Origin of the sequence: Emcibacter nanhaiensis (assembly GCF_006385175.1) — a bacterium.
GTDB lineage: Bacteria > Pseudomonadota > Alphaproteobacteria > Sphingomonadales > Emcibacteraceae > Emcibacter > Emcibacter nanhaiensis.
This window is the reverse complement of sequence record NZ_VFIY01000004.1, coordinates 710,611-726,421: the sequence shown is the minus strand read 5'-3', so window position 1 is coordinate 726,421 and position 15,811 is coordinate 710,611. Positions and strand designations below refer to the sequence as shown.

Below are 15,811 nucleotides of genomic sequence, written 5' to 3'. Positions count from 1 at the left end.
TCATCCCGTACTCTATCCGGACAAATTATAAAAAGCTGAAAAACAGAAGATATCGGATTGGAGATTGCTTTTTGCAAAAGGACTGATCGTCCCTGTTGCAGCAGGTCCCCAAACATAGGAGAGGTACAGATGGCACTCAAAATAGTAGGTATTCATCATCACGGTATTCGCGTGGGAGACAACGGTGAACCGCTGGATGATGTCTTTGATTTCTATACCAATGTTCTGGGTATGGACTATGACAAAAGCCGGCCGCAGATTATTCCAGGCTGGTGGATGAATACGGGCAGCACCGGGCAGATCCATCTCATGGGAGGACCATATCCGTCACCTGTTTCCAAAGGGCCGGGAAAAGACCCCTGCGACCCGCATGTTGCGCTGGCCGTCGAGAGTATGGATGACACCATCGCTGAGCTGGACCGGATGGGCGTTCCTTATTACAAAAGCGTGGCCGGCGATACCAAACAGGTCTTTGTTCATGACCCCTGCGGCAACATGATCGAGCTGCACCAGGTCGACCAGTGCCGCTGCACTGCCCGCGGCCGGGGAGAGGGGGAATGAGTGCAAGTTCCTTTGCCGATGTAGCCTATGACGAGGCGGTCCAGCGGACACGCGATCTTGTGCCCGTGCTGAGGGAGCGTGCCGAAAGATCTGCAAAGGAACGTATTGTCCTGCCGGAGACGCTGGATGCATTTCATCGTTCGGGCGTGTTGCGCGCCCTGCAGCCGAAACGTTACGGCGGGATGGAACTGGATTTCACAAGCGTTTTTGATATCGGATTTGAGATGGGGCGCGGATGTGCGTCCACCTCCTGGACACTGGTGAACCTGATGATCCACCACTGGATGCTCGCGCTTTACGATGACAAGGCCCAGGAGGACATCTGGGGGGATAATCCCGATGCCGGGATCGCCTCCGGCGTCATTCCCTCCCAGGGGCAGGCTACACCGGTTGATGGCGGGTATGAGGTGAGCGGCTATTGGAATTTCTCAAGCGGCGTACATGTTTCCGATTGGAATATGCTGGCGACAACCGTGCGCGACGGGGACAAAGTTGTCGATCTGCGCCTGGTTTTGCTGCACAAGTCGCAATATGAAGTGATCGACGACTGGCAGGTCATCGGCATGGAAGCCACCGGCAGCATGTCAGTGAAGGCCGAGAAGGTTTTTGTTCCCGAACATCGCGCCCTGAGCATGTATCAGCTTGGCGGGGGAGATGTGGCTCCGGGGACAAAGGTCAATACCAGTCCTTTGTACAAGGTGGCTTTGTCCATGCTGTCCGGCCACGTTATCGGATCCGCCATTGCAGGTAATGCGCAGGGCGCCCTGGAGATGACGATCGATTCCATCAAGCAGCGAAGCGCCGTTACGACAGGCGCCAAACTGCGCGACATTCAGGCGGTGCAGATGCGGATCGGTAAGGCGGGGGCGAAGATCGATGCCGGTGTAAATATCATTCGCCACGACATGCTTGAGGGCCAGGATATTGCCAGGGCCGGCGGAGTGCCTGACCAGGAGCGGAAACTTCGCTCGAAGCGAAATGTGTCCTTCGGGGCGGGTTTGTTCCGGGAAGCTGTCGATGAGGTCTTTACCCTGGCGGGCGCCAACGCCATCTATCACCGTTACCCGATCCAGCGAATGTTCCGGGATACCTATGCCGGCAGCAGCCACATTCTGTTCTCTCCGGATATCAACTATTCGACCTGGGGGCTGCTGGCCTTGGGCGGTGTGGTGAATAATCCGACGCTCTAGGCTAAGATGATTTCTGTTCCCGGGACAGGACAGAACTGACCAAACTGATACTTTGAACTTGATATCCGGGAGGATGATATGAAGCAGATGACATTGGAAGGGGAACTGGTTGCCACCGGTCTGGAGTTTCCGGAAGGGCCGGTCGTCATGCCGGACGGGAGTTTCCTGGTGGTGGAAATCGCCGGCGGACGCCTGACCAGAATTCTTCCTGACGGGGAACTGCAGACTGTTGCGGAACTCGGCGCCGGCCCGAACGGGGCGGCAATTGGACCGGACGGCCATTGCTATGTCTGTAATAATGGCGGGTTTACCTGGCAGAACGAGAAAGGATTTACCCGCCCGACCGGTGTGCCCGAGGATTATGTCGGCGGTTCGATCCAGCGTGTAAACCTGGAAACCGGCGAAGTGGAGGTATTGTATACCCAGTGTGACGGCGTGCCGTTGCATGGCCCCAATGATATCGTTTTTGACAACAAGGGCGGGTTCTGGTTCACGGACTGGGGAAAGAAATTCGAAAGTCATATGATGCACGGGGCACTTTATTATGCCCGGACGGACGGAAGTCTGATCCGCTGTGCCGCCGCTCATCTGCTGACGGCAAATGGCGTCAGCCTGTCTCCGGATGAAAGTATCGTTTATGTGGCGGAAACGGAAACCAGCCGTCTGTGGCGTTATCCGATTATCGGCGAGGGAGAAGTCGGCAAGGAGCCGTGGCCCAACACCAACGGCGGCCAACTGGTCCATGGCTTGTCCGGATTTCAACGCTTTGATTCAATGGCGGTGGAGGAAAACGGCAATATCTGCGTGGCGACCCTGGTCACCGGCGGCATCAGCGTTTTCTCGCCAGAGGGGGAGTTCCTCGAATTCCACAAGGCGCCGGAAAGTTTCTGCACCAATATCTGTTTCGGCGGGGAGGATATGCAGACGGCTTACATTACACTGTCAGGCTATGGCCAGTTGCTGGCCGTGCGCTGGCCCAGGCCGGGACTGCGGCTGCCCCATCAATCGAGCTCGTAAGGCATCTCGCGCATCATTATTTCTTGCGGGAGAGTTCAGCAATTTCGAGCATGAAAGGGGCTGCCACGGCGGCGTTGATCTTGCAGTCGAGGAATATTTGTCCTTCCGGCTTCTCCAGCACCGGGGCAATCGCCCGCAGGTCATCCAGGCTGCGGACTGTGTACGCCTTGAACCCATAAGCTTCGGCAATCGGCGCATAGTCAATATCCGGAAATTGTGTCAGGTTGACCGGTATATTCTTTTCCTTGAGGTAATGCAGTTCTGCCCCATAGGCGCAATCATTATAAATCACAATGACAAGCGGAATATCTTCCCGGGCAACTGTTTCCAGTTCCCCCTGGTTCATCAGGAAGCTGCCATCTCCCATCGCAAGGACGGTGGTCCGCTCCGGGGTTCCGGCCGCAAAGCCCATGGCCGTCCCAAACCCCATACCGATCGAGGCGGTGTCGCTGGTATGCTTGAAATGAGACGGGCCGGGCACGGAAAAATAGGTGGCGTTGCCAAGCATGTTGCCGGAGTCCCAGACCACATTCCGGTTTTCCGGCAGCAACCGCACGAGCTCCAGGGTAAGAGACCGGCTGTCCACGGTATGTTCTGTGTGCCGGGCTTCAAAATCGTCGGCAAGGGTGAAGCCAGCGAGCCAGCGGGAATTCTCTTTAGTGCGCATTTCCATTTCCGCCTGGGAACGGGCGGGAATGATATCGCACAATTGCTCCGCGACCAGCCTGGCGTCTCCGACAAGAGAGACATCTGCATCATACCAGCGGCCGATATGAGGACGGCAATTGTCCACGTGAATGAGCGGCGCGCCCTCCGGCAGGGCTTGTCTGTAGCTCGTCGTCATCTGATTGAGTCCGACACCGATGGCAAGAATGCAATCGGCCTGATCGATCAGCCAGCGCCCGCCGGCATGTGACAGCGATCCCAGGATGCCGCAGTCAAAGGGGTGGCCGCGAAACATATCCTTGCCTTTTAACGAGGTGACCAGGGCGGCGCCGATCTGATCGGCAAGCTTGATGATCGCGTCCCGTGCCCCCGCCGCGTGGGCGCCGGCGCCGGCAATGATCAGCGGCTTGCGGCTTTTTTCCAACAGGGACGTCGCAGACCGGACCGCACTGTCGCGCGCCGGCTGCGGGGCAGGAAGCACCGGATCGATGCCTTCCGGGACGGTATCTGTCGGGGAAACGCGGGCCTGCAGGATGTTGACGGGCAACAGTAATGCGGTGGTGCGGCTCAGGGCGGAGGCCGCCGCCTGCACAAAGGTGCTGCGGGCGGTGAGGCCGTCGCTTGCCCTGAAGGTTTTTATGCCGACAGCCTCGAGCACCGCCTGGCTGTTCAGACTCTTCAGGTCAGGCCCGAGGGCGTTAGGCTGGGGGCCGGTATTTGCGGCATCGCCATAAAGGACAAGAACCGGGGACCCGGTTCGGTTGGCGTAATTTATGCCGTTCATGCTGTTGGCGGTCGCCGGTCCGCGTCCGATCAGGGCAATGCCCAGCCGGCCGGTCGCGGCGGCATATCCTTCCGCCATTGAAACCGCGTTATTTTCATGGCGTGCGCTGTAAAACCTCATACCTGCCGCGTCGATCAGCGCGACAAGTTCAGCTGTATCATCGCTCATTAACCCGAACACACATTCAACGCCCAGGTTTTTGATATCGGTGACCAGGGCTTCATAAACAGGAATGTCAGTTTCCGGCATTGTCTATTCGTCCTTTGATAGATGTATGAGAGACGGAAAGTTTAAACAGGGTCCGGAGCGGGACAAAATCTTTAATACTGATATATTGTATATGAAGAACCTATAGTATTCCGCGCCAAAAAATAATTGTCTTTGGAGAGGGCCTTCAGACGCCTGTCTCACAAGGGGGCGTCAAGAAATGACTATGTTTTGCTACTGATCAAGCAGATATATAACATTATTCTTATGTTTTTCGCGGGTACAATTTCGTGCCAAAATGTTATTTCATGTATAAGTCCCACATATATGAGCGATAAAGACAAACAATTTTACAACGCTCATAACTAGTCAGTATCCTCAAAAATAAAGAATGCTCAAATCAAAAGAATTTTGTGTGAAGCAATAGAATTTGAGAATTTTATATAGGGAATGCTTTGCCAGTAACAGTCTGCAAAGCCAAAAAAATAGATTAACTGATTACGGTGGGAGAGAGACAGTCATGTTGTCATTCTTCCTAGTTGGTACCTTTTAAGAAACAGTAACGATCCGGAATGCCGAGTTCGCTGACCGGGTGACTAATGCGCCAATGTTTATTGGGTTGCACAACCGAGTGTTGTCGCCAATGCACAGGGGCAGTTTAATTCCGGCCTTGTGCCGAAGCGTACCGGAAACCTGAACCCAGGACGCAGGGTCAGGATTTTCCAAATCAGCAATATGATGCGTCCAGGAATACCTACGTCCAAAATAATTAGAACCAAGGGAGTTAATGGGAGAAGTATATGACTAGAAAACTTTCCACAGGGCTACTTACGGTAGCGATCGCAGCAGGATCGGCAACATGGGCTACACCGGCATCGGCAGACGATGAGGCCATGGTGCTTGAAGAAATCACCGTTACAGCACGTAAGCGTGAAGAATCAATCATGAAAGTGCCGGTGACCACGTCAGTGCTTGGCGGGGAAGCACTCGATCGATACGCCATCGCTGATGTTGCCGGTGTCGCCGACAAAACACCGGGCCTGAACTTCAGCAACGGCCCGACCGCTTCCGGCGTTCTGGTGTCCATGCGGGGTATCGGTACCGGCACCAACAACCCGGGCATTGACCAGTCCGTTGCCTTTGTGATCGACGGCATGCAGTTCACCCAGGGTCTCGCCTTTGAAATGGCGACCATGGACATGGCCCAGGTCGAGGTGATGAAAGGCCCGCAGGCGCTGTTCTTCGGCAAGGCGGCCCCGGCCGGCGTGATCTCCGTCCGGACCGCGGATCCGGGGGACGAATTCGAAGTGAAGCTGCGGACCGGCTATGAATTTGCCGCCCAGGAACGGATGGGAGAAATCGTGGTCTCCGGGCCTGTTACCGACACCCTTGGAATGAGGATTGCCGGCCAGTACTCTAAAATGGACGGCTACTTCAAGAACGAAGCCGAAGTCGGCAGTCATCCCCTCTTTGGGGCTCTGGGGGCGGCACCGGTTGTCTATGATGAGTTCCCCAACCGGGAGCAGTTTATGCTCAGGGGAACCCTGGTCTGGAATCCGTCTGACAATTTCAACGCCCGCCTGAAGCTGAACTATTCCGATATGGAAATCCAGGGTTGGGGCTCCGAGCCGCAGCTAACCGCCTGTCCGGAAGGAACAACCAGCGGCGTATTCACTTACGCGATACCGATAGGAATCTCGTCCTATATCGGCGGTGAGACCTGTGAAGCGGACCAGACCCAGAACTTTGTTTACATGGACCCGACCTTTTTCCCGGGTATCTATAATGGCGGTGTACCGTTTGCCGATGTAGAGCAGTATTTCGGTTCGCTTGAAATGAACTATGACTTCAGTGACGAACTTAGCCTGGCGTCAGTAACCGGCTATTACGACGTTGACCAGTCTTCCATGTTGAACGGTGGTATTTCGACGGAATATGGTACTCCGTTTGCCATTCAGGGGCATCTGGAGCGCCATGATTTTACCCAGGAACTTCGCCTGACATCAAACTATAGCGGTGACTGGAACTTTATGCTGGGTGGTTTCTACCAGAATGGCGAGACCAAATTCCTGTCCGGTCTGCCGGCTAACCAGATATGGGCGGCGTTGGTTGCTCCGCAGCCCTGGCCTGCTGCCCTTGCCTGGGCAGACCACAAGATCAAGGCTGAAACCGTTTCACTCTTTGGTCAGCTGTTGTGGAAGATCACCCCCGAGCTCGAAATCGGCGCCGGTGTCCGCTGGACTGATGAACAGCGTGACCACAGTGTCGTAGACAGGCTTTATGAAATGTTCTACGGGGGGCCGGCAATCCCGATCAACCTGGCAGTCCCGTCGATCAGCTCTTCCAACTGGTCGCCGGAATTGTCCATTACCTATACGCCGACTGATGAACTGACGATTTATGCCAACTTCAAGCGCGCCTATAAATCCGGTTCATTTGATATCGGCGGCGCCGCTGCTAATGGTGACGACAAATCCTTCGATGACGAAAAGATTCGCGGTGGCGAGCTCGGTGTCAAGGCTCTCCTGGCGGACGGTGCTTTGCTGATCAATGCGGCAGGATACTATTATGAGTATACTGACATGCAGGTCGAGACACAGGTCTTTGATCCGCTGGCTGGCGTTGCCTCCATTAAAACTACCAACGCCGGGTCATCCGAGCTCTACGGTATTGATATTGATCTGACCTATGCGGTGCCGAATGTTGAAGGTCTGACGCTGTATGCGTCTGCTAACTGGAACAAGGCGGAATATACCGATTTCACCAATGCCCAGTGCTGGAACGGCCAGACATTTGCCCAGGGCTGTAATATCGATTTCGACGGTGACGGAATTGGTGACGCCCAGGATCTAACAGGTGCTCCGCTGCTGCGTGCGCCCGAGTGGATGGCCAATGCCGGCTTCAACTTTAGCACCGATGTGTCGAACGACCTGATGCTGAACCTGGCAGGTAATATGAGCTATTCAGGCTCTTATTCAGCTTCAAGCACTGACTTTCCTGATGCCTATCAGGACAGCTATGTCAAGCTGAGTGCCAATGTGGGTCTGGGCAGCAGCAACGGCGGCTGGCGTCTCGAGCTGATCGGTGACAATCTCACGGACAAGTATGTCTATGGCAACTGCGCGCCCCAGCCCTATGCCGACACCCTGATCTTTGGTCGGGCCGATGCTTTTGCCGGGACGGGTGCCATGGGCGGTCTGGCTGGACAGCCTGAAACGGGCTGCTTTACCACTCGCGGCCGCAGTGTCTGGCTGCGCCTGACGGTAGATATCAACTAGTCCCATGGGGAGTAGTTCCAGTTCGCTGGAACTGTGTTCTGAACGGAAGGCGCGAACTCCCTGCGTCTTCCGTTTCTCGTTTCGGGTGAAATTACTGCTGGTCGGCCTTCTGCCGACTGGCTTTCCTGACTACCAAGCGGCCTGATAGATTTTGCGGGCGTCTTCCAGGGTTACTTTCCGCGGATTATTCACCAGCAGGCGGGTTTGCAGCATGGCGTCTTCCGCCAGCATATCCAGATGCTCCTGGCCGATATTCAGCTCCCGCAGGCGGCGTTCGATACCGACGGTATCGGCAATTTTCTCAAGCCACTCAATGAAGGCTTCTGTCCTCGCACTGTCCGATTGTCCGTCGAGGTCCAGGCTTTGTGCCAGTTCACTGTAGAGCGCGCTGGCCACCGGCGCGTTGAACCGCAGCATATGGGGAAGAACAAGTGAATTGGAGAGGCCGTGCGGAATATGGAACCGGCCGCCGAGCGGGTAGGCAAGGGCGTGCACCCCTGCTACCGGGGCATTGGTGAAGGCGGTCCCGGCCATCTGGGCCCCAAGCAGCATGGCCCGGCGGGCGTCCAGATTGCCGCCGTTTGTACAGGCTTCAACAATATTGCCGCCCAAAAGCTTCAGGGCGCCTATGGCCAGGGCGTCGGAAATCGGGTTTTTCTTGACCGCGCTGGTATAGGCTTCGATCGCATGCACCATGGCGTCGATGCCGGTGGCCGCCGTGATATGGGAGGGCAGGCCGAGGGTCAGGGTCGCATCAAGGATCGCGAGGTCGGCCAGCAAATGGGGATCGACCACTCCCATCTTGACGTCACCGGCCGCTGTGATGATGGAAATCGGCGTGACCTCGGACCCGGTTCCGGCCGTGGTCGGGATCTGAACCAGTTTCAGGGCGCGGCTTTTTACATTGCCGATACCATAAATATCCTGCAGTTTCTGCTCGCCGGGCGAGAGGATGGCGACCAGTTTGGCCACATCCATGGAACTGCCGCCGCCGAAGCCGACGATGACGTCGGCATCCTGTGTGCGGGCTTCTTCCACAGCGGCATCAACGACATTCTCGCTCGGGTCGGCCAAAACGCCGGAAAAGACATTCGCGGCGATGCTTTCATTCTCGAGTGACTTCAGGACGTCCTCCAGAAGACCGGCCCTGACCAGCCCTGCATCGGTCACCACCATGACTTTTTTCGCCGCGAAGCGTTCCTTGAGGAGTGTCCCCAGACGCGAGGCGGCACCGTCTTCCGTCAGAACGGAGTTTACGCTGATAAAGTCAAACCCTGTCATGAGATGTCCTTTTCTTTTTAGGTTCCCTGCTTCGTGCAGTAGGTTCCAGATTAGCTAAAAAAACGTTCGTTTCAAGCGCGAGTTGCGGTGTCTGAAGGCCGGTTCCCTGTGCGGCGAGAGTTTGGTTGTCCTGGATATTCTCCCTGGCCGCATTTGTTTTTTAGGGGAATAATTCTGGAGGAGTGGCAACCAAAGTCAACAGTCAATTAAATCAAGGGGGATGGCGGTTTAAGAACCGGAGAAATAAGCTTTCAGGTGTGTGACTAACTTGTCGGCAGCAAGGGAAAGCGGGGCCTGTTTCAGGTAGCAGGCGCGAACCTGGAAAATTGTTTCGCGGTCTTCCTCGCCGGTGTCCTCGTCGAGGATGGGCAGACTGACCAGGTCTGTATCCACGTCGGCCACACTCTCCAGCAGGATGCCGACCACATTGCTTTTGCGGATCGTGGAAGAGAGCAGGGGTACCACATCGCTGGTCAGGGTGATATCCGCGGAGCAGCGGTAATGGGCGGCGATTTTCTGTATGGTATCATACATGGCGTAGCGTGCGGGCAGGGTTACCAGTTCCTGCTCAAAAAGCTGCCGCCAAGTCAGCCCTTTTTCTTGGGCGAGAGAATGTCCGGGCCGCATGAAGGCCCGCACGGTTCGTTTATAGAGTGGAGTCTGGACCAGTTCGGCTGACCCGGGAGGGCGGCTGAGGAATCCGATATCGATATCACCGCTCAGAAGGGCGCCTTCCACCATGGGGCCGGCCATTTGGGTCAGATGAAGCCGGAGGCCGGGATAGATTTCCATAAAACTGCTTATGGGATCGGTCAGCGTATAGCTGGCGATGGTGACGGGGGCAGCCATCTTGATCTCTGCCTTCTCAAGGTTTTTGAGGGACGCCATGTCTGCCTTTATTTTTTCCGCCTGGCCGAGGATGGAGCGGGCATGCTGATAGAGGTGAAATCCCTCCCTGGTCGGGGTCAGGCTTCGACGGGTGCGTTCAAACAGTTTGACCTGAAGTTCGTCTTCCAGGTTCTGGATAGCGACGGTCAGGGCTGGCTGGCTGACGTTCACGCGCAGGCTCGCCTGGCGGACGCTGCCCTCGTCAACGATAGCCAGAAAATAGCGCAATTGTCTGAGATCCAATGTGTTTTCTCCAAATGATAAAAAAAATCTATAAAAAGTATAGTATATAAATATTTGTTATATCAATGAGAAAGTCATAGAGAGAGGAAACGGTCTTTTCAATTTACTGAGGTGGCGCAAATGTCCAGCAATTCCCTGAACCGGGGTCTCATCTATATGGCTCTTTATTCGATCACCCAGGCGCTGGTGTGGGGTCTGGTACGTTATCTGGGGGAAAGCATGTCAATGGAAACCCTGTTCTTTTTTCGGAACCTGGTGGGTTTCCTGACGATCGTTCCACTGTTGCCGGGCACCGGCCTCGCTCTGTTCCGGACCCGGAAACTTCGGCTGCATCTCCTGCGGGCCGTGGCGGCGTTCGTAGGAGGCTTGAGCATCTTCTATGCCGTGGCCCATGCGCCCCTGGCGACCGTGGTGGCCATCACATTTTTCTCGCCGGTGCTGGCGAGCTTCCTGGCAATCTTCCTGTTTGGGGAAAGCCTGACCCGGTCCCGGGCCGCAGTCATTGTGACTGGTTTCATCGGTGTATTGATCGTTCTGCGCCCGAGCGCCGGCATTGAAGCTGACGGTCTTCTGGCGGCAATCGTGACCGCCTTGGCAACGGCGGCGGCTTTTCTGTGCGTCAAGAAACTCTCGGCGACGGAAAGTTCAAAGACGACAGTGGCGTTCCCGTTCCTTTTTATTCTGCCGCTCAGTGCGGTTTTGGGCGCGACGAACTGGACACCCCCCAGCCTCGCCCAGTTGCCCCTTGTGCTTGTCATGGGCTGTGGGATCAGTCTGACGCAATTTTTCCTGGTCAAGGCTTTCGCCGCGGCAGAGGCCGGCGCCGTGCTGCCGCTGGATTTTCTGAGACTGGTGGTGGCCTCGATTGTAGGCAGCCTGTTTTTTCAGGAAGTTGTGGATGTATGGGTCGTGGCAGGGTCGATGCTGATCTTGGGAAGCTCTGTTTACAGCTCATGGAAGGAGCAAAAAAGCGTACCGGCCCGCGTACCTAATTAAACTTTTCCAGTAGGATTTATGAAGATGAAGAACTTGAAAAGAATTGCGGCTTTTAGTGAGGGAAACACAGGCGGAAATCCGGCCGGAGTGATGATTGGCGAGGAATTTCCCCTTGATGAGGACATGCAGGCGACCGCGAAGGAAGTCGGCTATTCCGAAACATGTTTCCTGGTCCCCTTTGAGGACGGGTGGAGAATCCGTTATTTCTCACCGGAGACGGAAGTGCCCTTTTGCGGGCATGCGACAATTGCCGCCGGGGCGGCGCTCGGTCAACGCAACGTATCGGGGGCCTGCCGGCTCTATCTGAATGACCGCCAGATTGACATAGAGATCCAGCATCATGTGCCGGACCGGATTTCGGTGGCTCTGCAGTCTCCGGAGACCTGGACGAGGCAGGCGCCCAAAGGTTATACGGAACAAGTTCTTCGGCATTTTAACTTCACTACCGATCATCTGGATCCTCTGTATCCGCCGATGATCGCCTATGGTGGATCGAAGCATCTGGTGCTGGTCGTGAAGGACATGCGGGTGTTGCAGAATGCCGCCTATGAATTTGAACCGGTCCGGGCGCTGATGAAAGAGCAGGGACTTGCCACGATAAGCGTTGTGTATATCGAAAGTCTCAAACGGGTCTGTGCCAGGAACTTTTTTGCTTCCGGCGGAGTCTATGAGGATGCGGCCACCGGCGCCGCCGCTGCGGCACTGGCGGGATATTTGCGCGATCTGGACTGGGGCGGGGCGCGCAGTTTTGAAATCAGCCAGGGCGTGGATATGGGGTATCCCTCAAGAATTTTTGTCGACTATGGCGAGACCAAAGGCGAAAGCGTAAGGGTCGCTGGTTCAACCCGCTTTATAGTATGAGGGTTTCCGAATCTTTCCTGAACGCCGGGACAGCAAAATCCGGTTCCTGTGACAGTTTTCAGTTGTGAGGAACTGACAGACTGATTAAACAAATATTATGTTCGACAGCTTCACTCTCAGGACTGATCAGGAAAACTCTTCCGCCGGGGTGGCGGTCGAGGAGGACACACGTCTTCTGACCGAGGTGCACGAGACGGCCGGCCAGCCGGTGATCCGGTTGTGGACCAACAGCCCCAGCATTGTCGTGCCGACACGCGACAGCCGGTTGCCGGAATTTGAACAAGCCCGCACCACCATGCAGCAACACGGCTATGAGGTGGCTGTCCGCTCATCCGGGGGCACGGCGGTGCTGCATAATGCGCAGGTGCTCAATGCCTCGGTGATTTTCCGGACACCGAAAGCGGACAAGGTCTCCATGGAGCTGGGATATCAGAAATTGCTGGATCTGTTTGACCTTCTGGTGCCGGAACTTGCCGGCCGGGCCTATTTTGCCTCCATTCCCGGCGCCTATTGTGACGGGGACTATAATCTGGTGATTGACGGGCAAAAGATCGCCGGGACGGCGCAACGGATCAAGTCGGCCGGCGCCCATATCGATCACCGCACCATTCTGGCGCACATGAGCCTGCTGGTGACGGTTGATGCCCTGCAGATGGAAAAGGTAATTAACCTCTATTATGGAGCGCTCAAGTCAGAGGTCCGTGTACGGGAAGGGGTATCCAGCAGCATCGATCAATTTTGCACCGGGGACATAAGCTGTGCCTCGATCATCGCTGCCTTTACAGAAGCATATCCCGGGGGAACAATCACGTCCTGACGCATAAATTGCGCGCAATTGCTTGCGCTGGTCTCCTGGTGACGTATAGACTTTCCAAAGAACCGGACAAGCCAAGCCGGATGGAGTGTCGGCGTGCGGTCTCCAGGGGAGACGGGACTGCTCATAATCATAAAATAGTTTAAGAAAATAATATAAAGTATTGAATATGAATAATAATTCAAAAAATATTTTGCGCGACATCACTGGGGAGCTGGAAGAGTGTCTCCGGCTTTCCAGTGAAACGCCATTGGTGAATCCTTACCAGCAACTGTCATATCGCCTTCTGACGCAAATGAAGTCAGGCGAGGCCTCTATGGACAGTATTTCCGGGCTTGTAGCGGAGCTTTCCGCTCAGGGACTGGTCAGTCGCGGCCGACGGTCGAAAGCCTATCTCAAGGAAACCGGGGAACAGGAAAACCGGGCGCTATTACGTCGTTGTTTTTTGCAGGCCGGTACGGGACTGGATTTCGACGCATATCAGGCGCTGGTGGGCCGGGAGATCGCCGGTATTGTCGTAACGGGACATCCCACTTTCGGCTTCAGCCACGAACAGTACAGCCTGATCGCCGGTTTAATTGACGGTTCTGTGACCGAGGCACGGGCCCGGGACACGGCGGGCGCCTGCAACGGCCGACCTGATCAGAACCTGTCGCTTGAATATGAATTCGACCAGGCGGAAAAAGCGCTTCTCAACCTGCAGCGGGCCACCGCTATCCTGTATGAAGAAGCGGCCGGTGCCGCCCGGGAGTTGTTCCCAGAAGACTGGAAGAAAATTGACCTGAAACTGATCACCGCCGCCAGCTGGGTGGGGTTCGATGTGGATGGCCGCGATGACATTACCTGGATGACCAGCGTCAGCTTCCGCCACCGGATGGCGTCTCTGCAGTGTCAGGAATATGTGACGCGCTGGAACAAAATAAGGCCGGAAGGGGAGGAAGTTGTCACCGGGCTTCTCGACCGGGTGGCAGAGATTTTCGCCGAGGATGTCGCACGGCTCACCCCGGTGCCGGACACGACTGACGCCGTCCGTTCCTTCGCGCGTTATATCGTGGAAAGCCGGGCGGAAACGGAAAGCATTTTACCGCACATTCTGAGCCAGCTCGATAAGCTGATAGCGAAAGAAAAGGACGAAGCGCAGGTTGCTGGTCTGATCGTGTTCCGGGGACTGCTGAACAATTTCCGCACCGGGGTCTCCCATATCCATTTCCGGCTCAATTCGGTTCAGCTTCACAACGCCATCCGTCCCCTGGTGGCGCTGGAAAAAGACCCTGATGACCCGACGGGGCGGCGGCGTTATATGAAGGCCGCCAGCAAACTGCTGGATCATATGCAGAGCCGTACCATCGGTTATGAGTCCATTCTGCATGAACAAACCACGGCCCGGCGGCTGTTTATGATTATTGCCCAGATTCTCAAATATATCGATCCGGAAACGCCGATCCGCTTCCTGATCGCCGAAAGCGATACCCCCTTCACGGTTCTCGCGGCGCTCTGTTACGCCCGCATGTTCGGCGTCGACCACAAGGTGGATATCTCGCCGCTGTTCGAGACCGACCTGGCGCTGGCGCGGGGGGCGGAGGTGATTGAGGAACTGCTGGAAAACCCGCATTATTTCGCCTATGTCAAAAAAAGGAAAAGGCTGTGCGTACAGGCCGGCTATTCCGATGCCGGGCGCTATCTCGGCCAGGTGGCTGCAGGGCTGGCGATCGAACGGCTGCGCATCAAGCTGATCAAATTGTGGGACAAGTTCGACCTTGAGGATGTGGAACTGGTCATTTTCGATACCGGGGGCGAAAGCCTGGGACGCGGGGCGCATCCGGGCGGATTCGGTGCGCGGCTGGACTATTATCATTCACCGGAAGCCCGCCGGCTGATCGCGGAGCGGGCGATTGCCTATAAACAGGAAATCAGCCTGCAGGGCGGGGACGGCTATCTCTGGCTGCAAACCCCGGGGCTGGCGCTGGCGACCGTCACCCGCATCATGGAAAACCTGCTGGCGCCAGTCGAGGAAGTGGTGGACCCCTTCTATGAAAATACCGACTGGTCGCTGGATTTTTTCATGACGGTGAAAGGCTTCAATAACGAGATATCCGCCAACCGGGATTTTTTACAGCTGATCTCCCTGCTGGGGACCGACATTAGCTATCCGTCTGGTTCGCGTATGACGCTCCGCCAGGACGAAGGCGTGGTCAGCCGTCCGCTGGAAAAACTGTCCCAGGTACGGGCGATCCCCAACAATATGCTGCTCCATCAGCTGGGCTGCCTGGCCAACAGTGTCGGTGGCGTCGGTGCTGCGATCTTCCAGGACGATCACGGTTTCTGGAAAATGTACGATCAGTCTCCCCGCCTGCGCCACCTCATGACTCTGGTGCTGACGGCTCTGGATCTGAGTGACGAGGATTTCCTGGGCGCCTACACCTCGCTGTTCCGTCCGCGCTACTGGATGCATTCCGCACGCTATGAAGAGGAGAGCCATGATCACGACCGGATGCTGCGCCTGGCCAAGATGCTGGAAACTCACGGAGTTTACGAAGGCCTGAACCGGATCGAGCTGACGCTGCGGGAAGACCTGATGTATCTGCGTGACGCCATTGCCGACCGGGAGATGCCGCCGCTGCCCTACGAGCGAGGAGAGGAGGAGCGGACTTCATACATCCTGCTGCATGTCCTGCGCATGACGCTGGTGCAGAAGATATTCCTTCTGATCACCCGAATTCCCCGGTTCCGGGATCACAAGGGCCATAGTGTGGATGACCTGGTGCTGGGGATTCTCAGGTTCCAGGTCGAACCGACGCTGGAATTGTTGCGGGAAATTTTCCCGCTCGAGGGGGATTACGACATCGATCCGCTCAATCCCGAGAAAATCACCTATAAGGGCGACAATGCCCACGGCTACGAGTATGAAAATCGCGAGATTTTTGATGAAATCGGCGAGACTTACAGCCTGGTGCGGCAGATTTCCCAGGCCCTTACCGGTTTTGTCGGCGCCCTGGGCTGAGTGAGGCTCAGGGAACCTCGCTCA

11 protein-coding genes are annotated in these 15,811 nt (G+C 55.9%); 8 read left to right on the top strand and 3 right to left on the bottom strand.

Annotated features, from left to right (window positions below; translation table 11 throughout):
* The first annotated feature begins 129 nt into the window (after positions 1 to 129).
* From FIV46_RS03815 to FIV46_RS03805, 3 genes are all read left to right on the top strand, one after another.
* On the top strand, positions 130 to 561 hold the full coding sequence (locus tag FIV46_RS03815) for a VOC family protein (RefSeq protein ID WP_139938531.1): 432 nt from the start codon (positions 130 to 132) through the stop codon (positions 559 to 561).
* The gene (locus tag FIV46_RS03810) at positions 558 to 1,751 is read left to right on the top strand and encodes an acyl-CoA dehydrogenase family protein (protein WP_139938529.1); all 1,194 of its coding nucleotides are present in this window, start codon (positions 558 to 560) and stop codon (positions 1,749 to 1,751) included. The genes FIV46_RS03815 and FIV46_RS03810 overlap by 4 nt, the downstream gene beginning before the upstream one ends.
* Before the next feature lie 87 nt (positions 1,752 to 1,838).
* Positions 1,839 to 2,768: an SMP-30/gluconolactonase/LRE family protein gene (locus FIV46_RS03805; RefSeq protein WP_379956120.1), complete on the top strand. Its 930-nt coding sequence runs from the start codon at positions 1,839 to 1,841 to the stop codon at positions 2,766 to 2,768.
* Positions 2,769 to 2,784: 16 nt separating this feature from the next.
* Here the strand turns inward: FIV46_RS03805 and FIV46_RS03800 are convergent, their stop codons facing one another.
* A complete protein-coding gene (locus tag FIV46_RS03800) occupies positions 2,785 to 4,467 on the bottom strand; it encodes a thiamine pyrophosphate-binding protein (RefSeq protein ID WP_139938526.1) in 1,683 nt (560 codons plus the stop codon).
* 758 nt (positions 4,468 to 5,225) lie between these two features.
* On the opposite strand from FIV46_RS03800, the gene FIV46_RS03795 reads away from it, so the two are divergent.
* Entirely contained in the window at positions 5,226 to 7,703 is a 2,478-nt protein-coding gene (locus tag FIV46_RS03795) for a TonB-dependent receptor (RefSeq protein WP_139938524.1), read from the top strand.
* A 129-nt stretch (positions 7,704 to 7,832) separates the two neighbouring features.
* Here FIV46_RS03795 and FIV46_RS03790 read toward each other — a convergent pair whose 3' ends face one another.
* Positions 7,833 to 8,984, bottom strand: a complete 1,152-nt coding sequence (locus FIV46_RS03790; protein WP_139938522.1) for an iron-containing alcohol dehydrogenase — start codon at positions 8,982 to 8,984, stop codon at positions 7,833 to 7,835.
* Between the two features lie 228 nt (positions 8,985 to 9,212).
* Positions 9,213 to 10,115 (bottom strand): LysR family transcriptional regulator, encoded by a 903-nt coding sequence (locus FIV46_RS03785; RefSeq protein ID WP_139938520.1) that lies wholly within the window; start codon positions 10,113 to 10,115, stop codon positions 9,213 to 9,215.
* A gap of 120 nt (positions 10,116 to 10,235) precedes the next feature.
* On the opposite strand from FIV46_RS03785, the gene FIV46_RS03780 reads away from it, so the two are divergent.
* The 4 genes from FIV46_RS03780 to FIV46_RS03765 all read left to right on the top strand — a co-directional run bounded on the left by FIV46_RS03780 (position 10,236) and on the right by FIV46_RS03765 (position 15,787).
* Positions 10,236 to 11,111 carry a DMT family transporter gene (locus FIV46_RS03780; RefSeq protein WP_139938518.1) on the top strand — a complete coding sequence of 292 codons (876 nt, stop codon included), beginning with the start codon at positions 10,236 to 10,238 and terminating at the stop codon, positions 11,109 to 11,111.
* Positions 11,112 to 11,135: 24 nt separating this feature from the next.
* A complete protein-coding gene (locus FIV46_RS03775) occupies positions 11,136 to 11,972 on the top strand; it encodes a PhzF family phenazine biosynthesis protein (protein ID WP_219845846.1) in 837 nt (278 codons plus the stop codon).
* 97 nt (positions 11,973 to 12,069) lie between these two features.
* Positions 12,070 to 12,789, top strand: a complete 720-nt coding sequence (locus tag FIV46_RS03770; RefSeq protein WP_139938514.1) for a lipoate--protein ligase family protein — start codon at positions 12,070 to 12,072, stop codon at positions 12,787 to 12,789.
* A gap of 166 nt (positions 12,790 to 12,955) precedes the next feature.
* Positions 12,956 to 15,787: a phosphoenolpyruvate carboxylase gene (locus FIV46_RS03765; RefSeq protein ID WP_139938512.1), complete on the top strand. Its 2,832-nt coding sequence runs from the start codon at positions 12,956 to 12,958 to the stop codon at positions 15,785 to 15,787.
* Positions 15,788 to 15,811: the final 24 nt, after the last annotated feature.

Bases quoted from the DNA above. Each gene is read 5' to 3' on its own strand.
- FIV46_RS03815 (WP_139938531.1), top strand. From the start codon at position 130: ATGGCACTCAAAATAGTAGGTATTCATCATCACGGTATTCGCGTGGGA.
- FIV46_RS03810 (WP_139938529.1), top strand. From the start codon at position 558: ATGAGTGCAAGTTCCTTTGCCGATGTAGCCTATGACGAGGCGGTCCAG.
- FIV46_RS03805 (WP_379956120.1), top strand. From the start codon at position 1,839: ATGACATTGGAAGGGGAACTGGTTGCCACCGGTCTGGAGTTTCCGGAA.
- FIV46_RS03800 (WP_139938526.1), bottom strand. From the start codon at position 4,467: ATGCCGGAAACTGACATTCCTGTTTATGAAGCCCTGGTCACCGATATC.
- FIV46_RS03795 (WP_139938524.1), top strand. From the start codon at position 5,226: ATGACTAGAAAACTTTCCACAGGGCTACTTACGGTAGCGATCGCAGCA.
- FIV46_RS03790 (WP_139938522.1), bottom strand. From the start codon at position 8,984: ATGACAGGGTTTGACTTTATCAGCGTAAACTCCGTTCTGACGGAAGAC.
- FIV46_RS03780 (WP_139938518.1), top strand. From the start codon at position 10,236: ATGTCCAGCAATTCCCTGAACCGGGGTCTCATCTATATGGCTCTTTAT.
- FIV46_RS03775 (WP_219845846.1), top strand. From the start codon at position 11,136: ATGAAGAACTTGAAAAGAATTGCGGCTTTTAGTGAGGGAAACACAGGC.
- FIV46_RS03770 (WP_139938514.1), top strand. From the start codon at position 12,070: ATGTTCGACAGCTTCACTCTCAGGACTGATCAGGAAAACTCTTCCGCC.
- FIV46_RS03765 (WP_139938512.1), top strand. From the start codon at position 12,956: ATGAATAATAATTCAAAAAATATTTTGCGCGACATCACTGGGGAGCTG.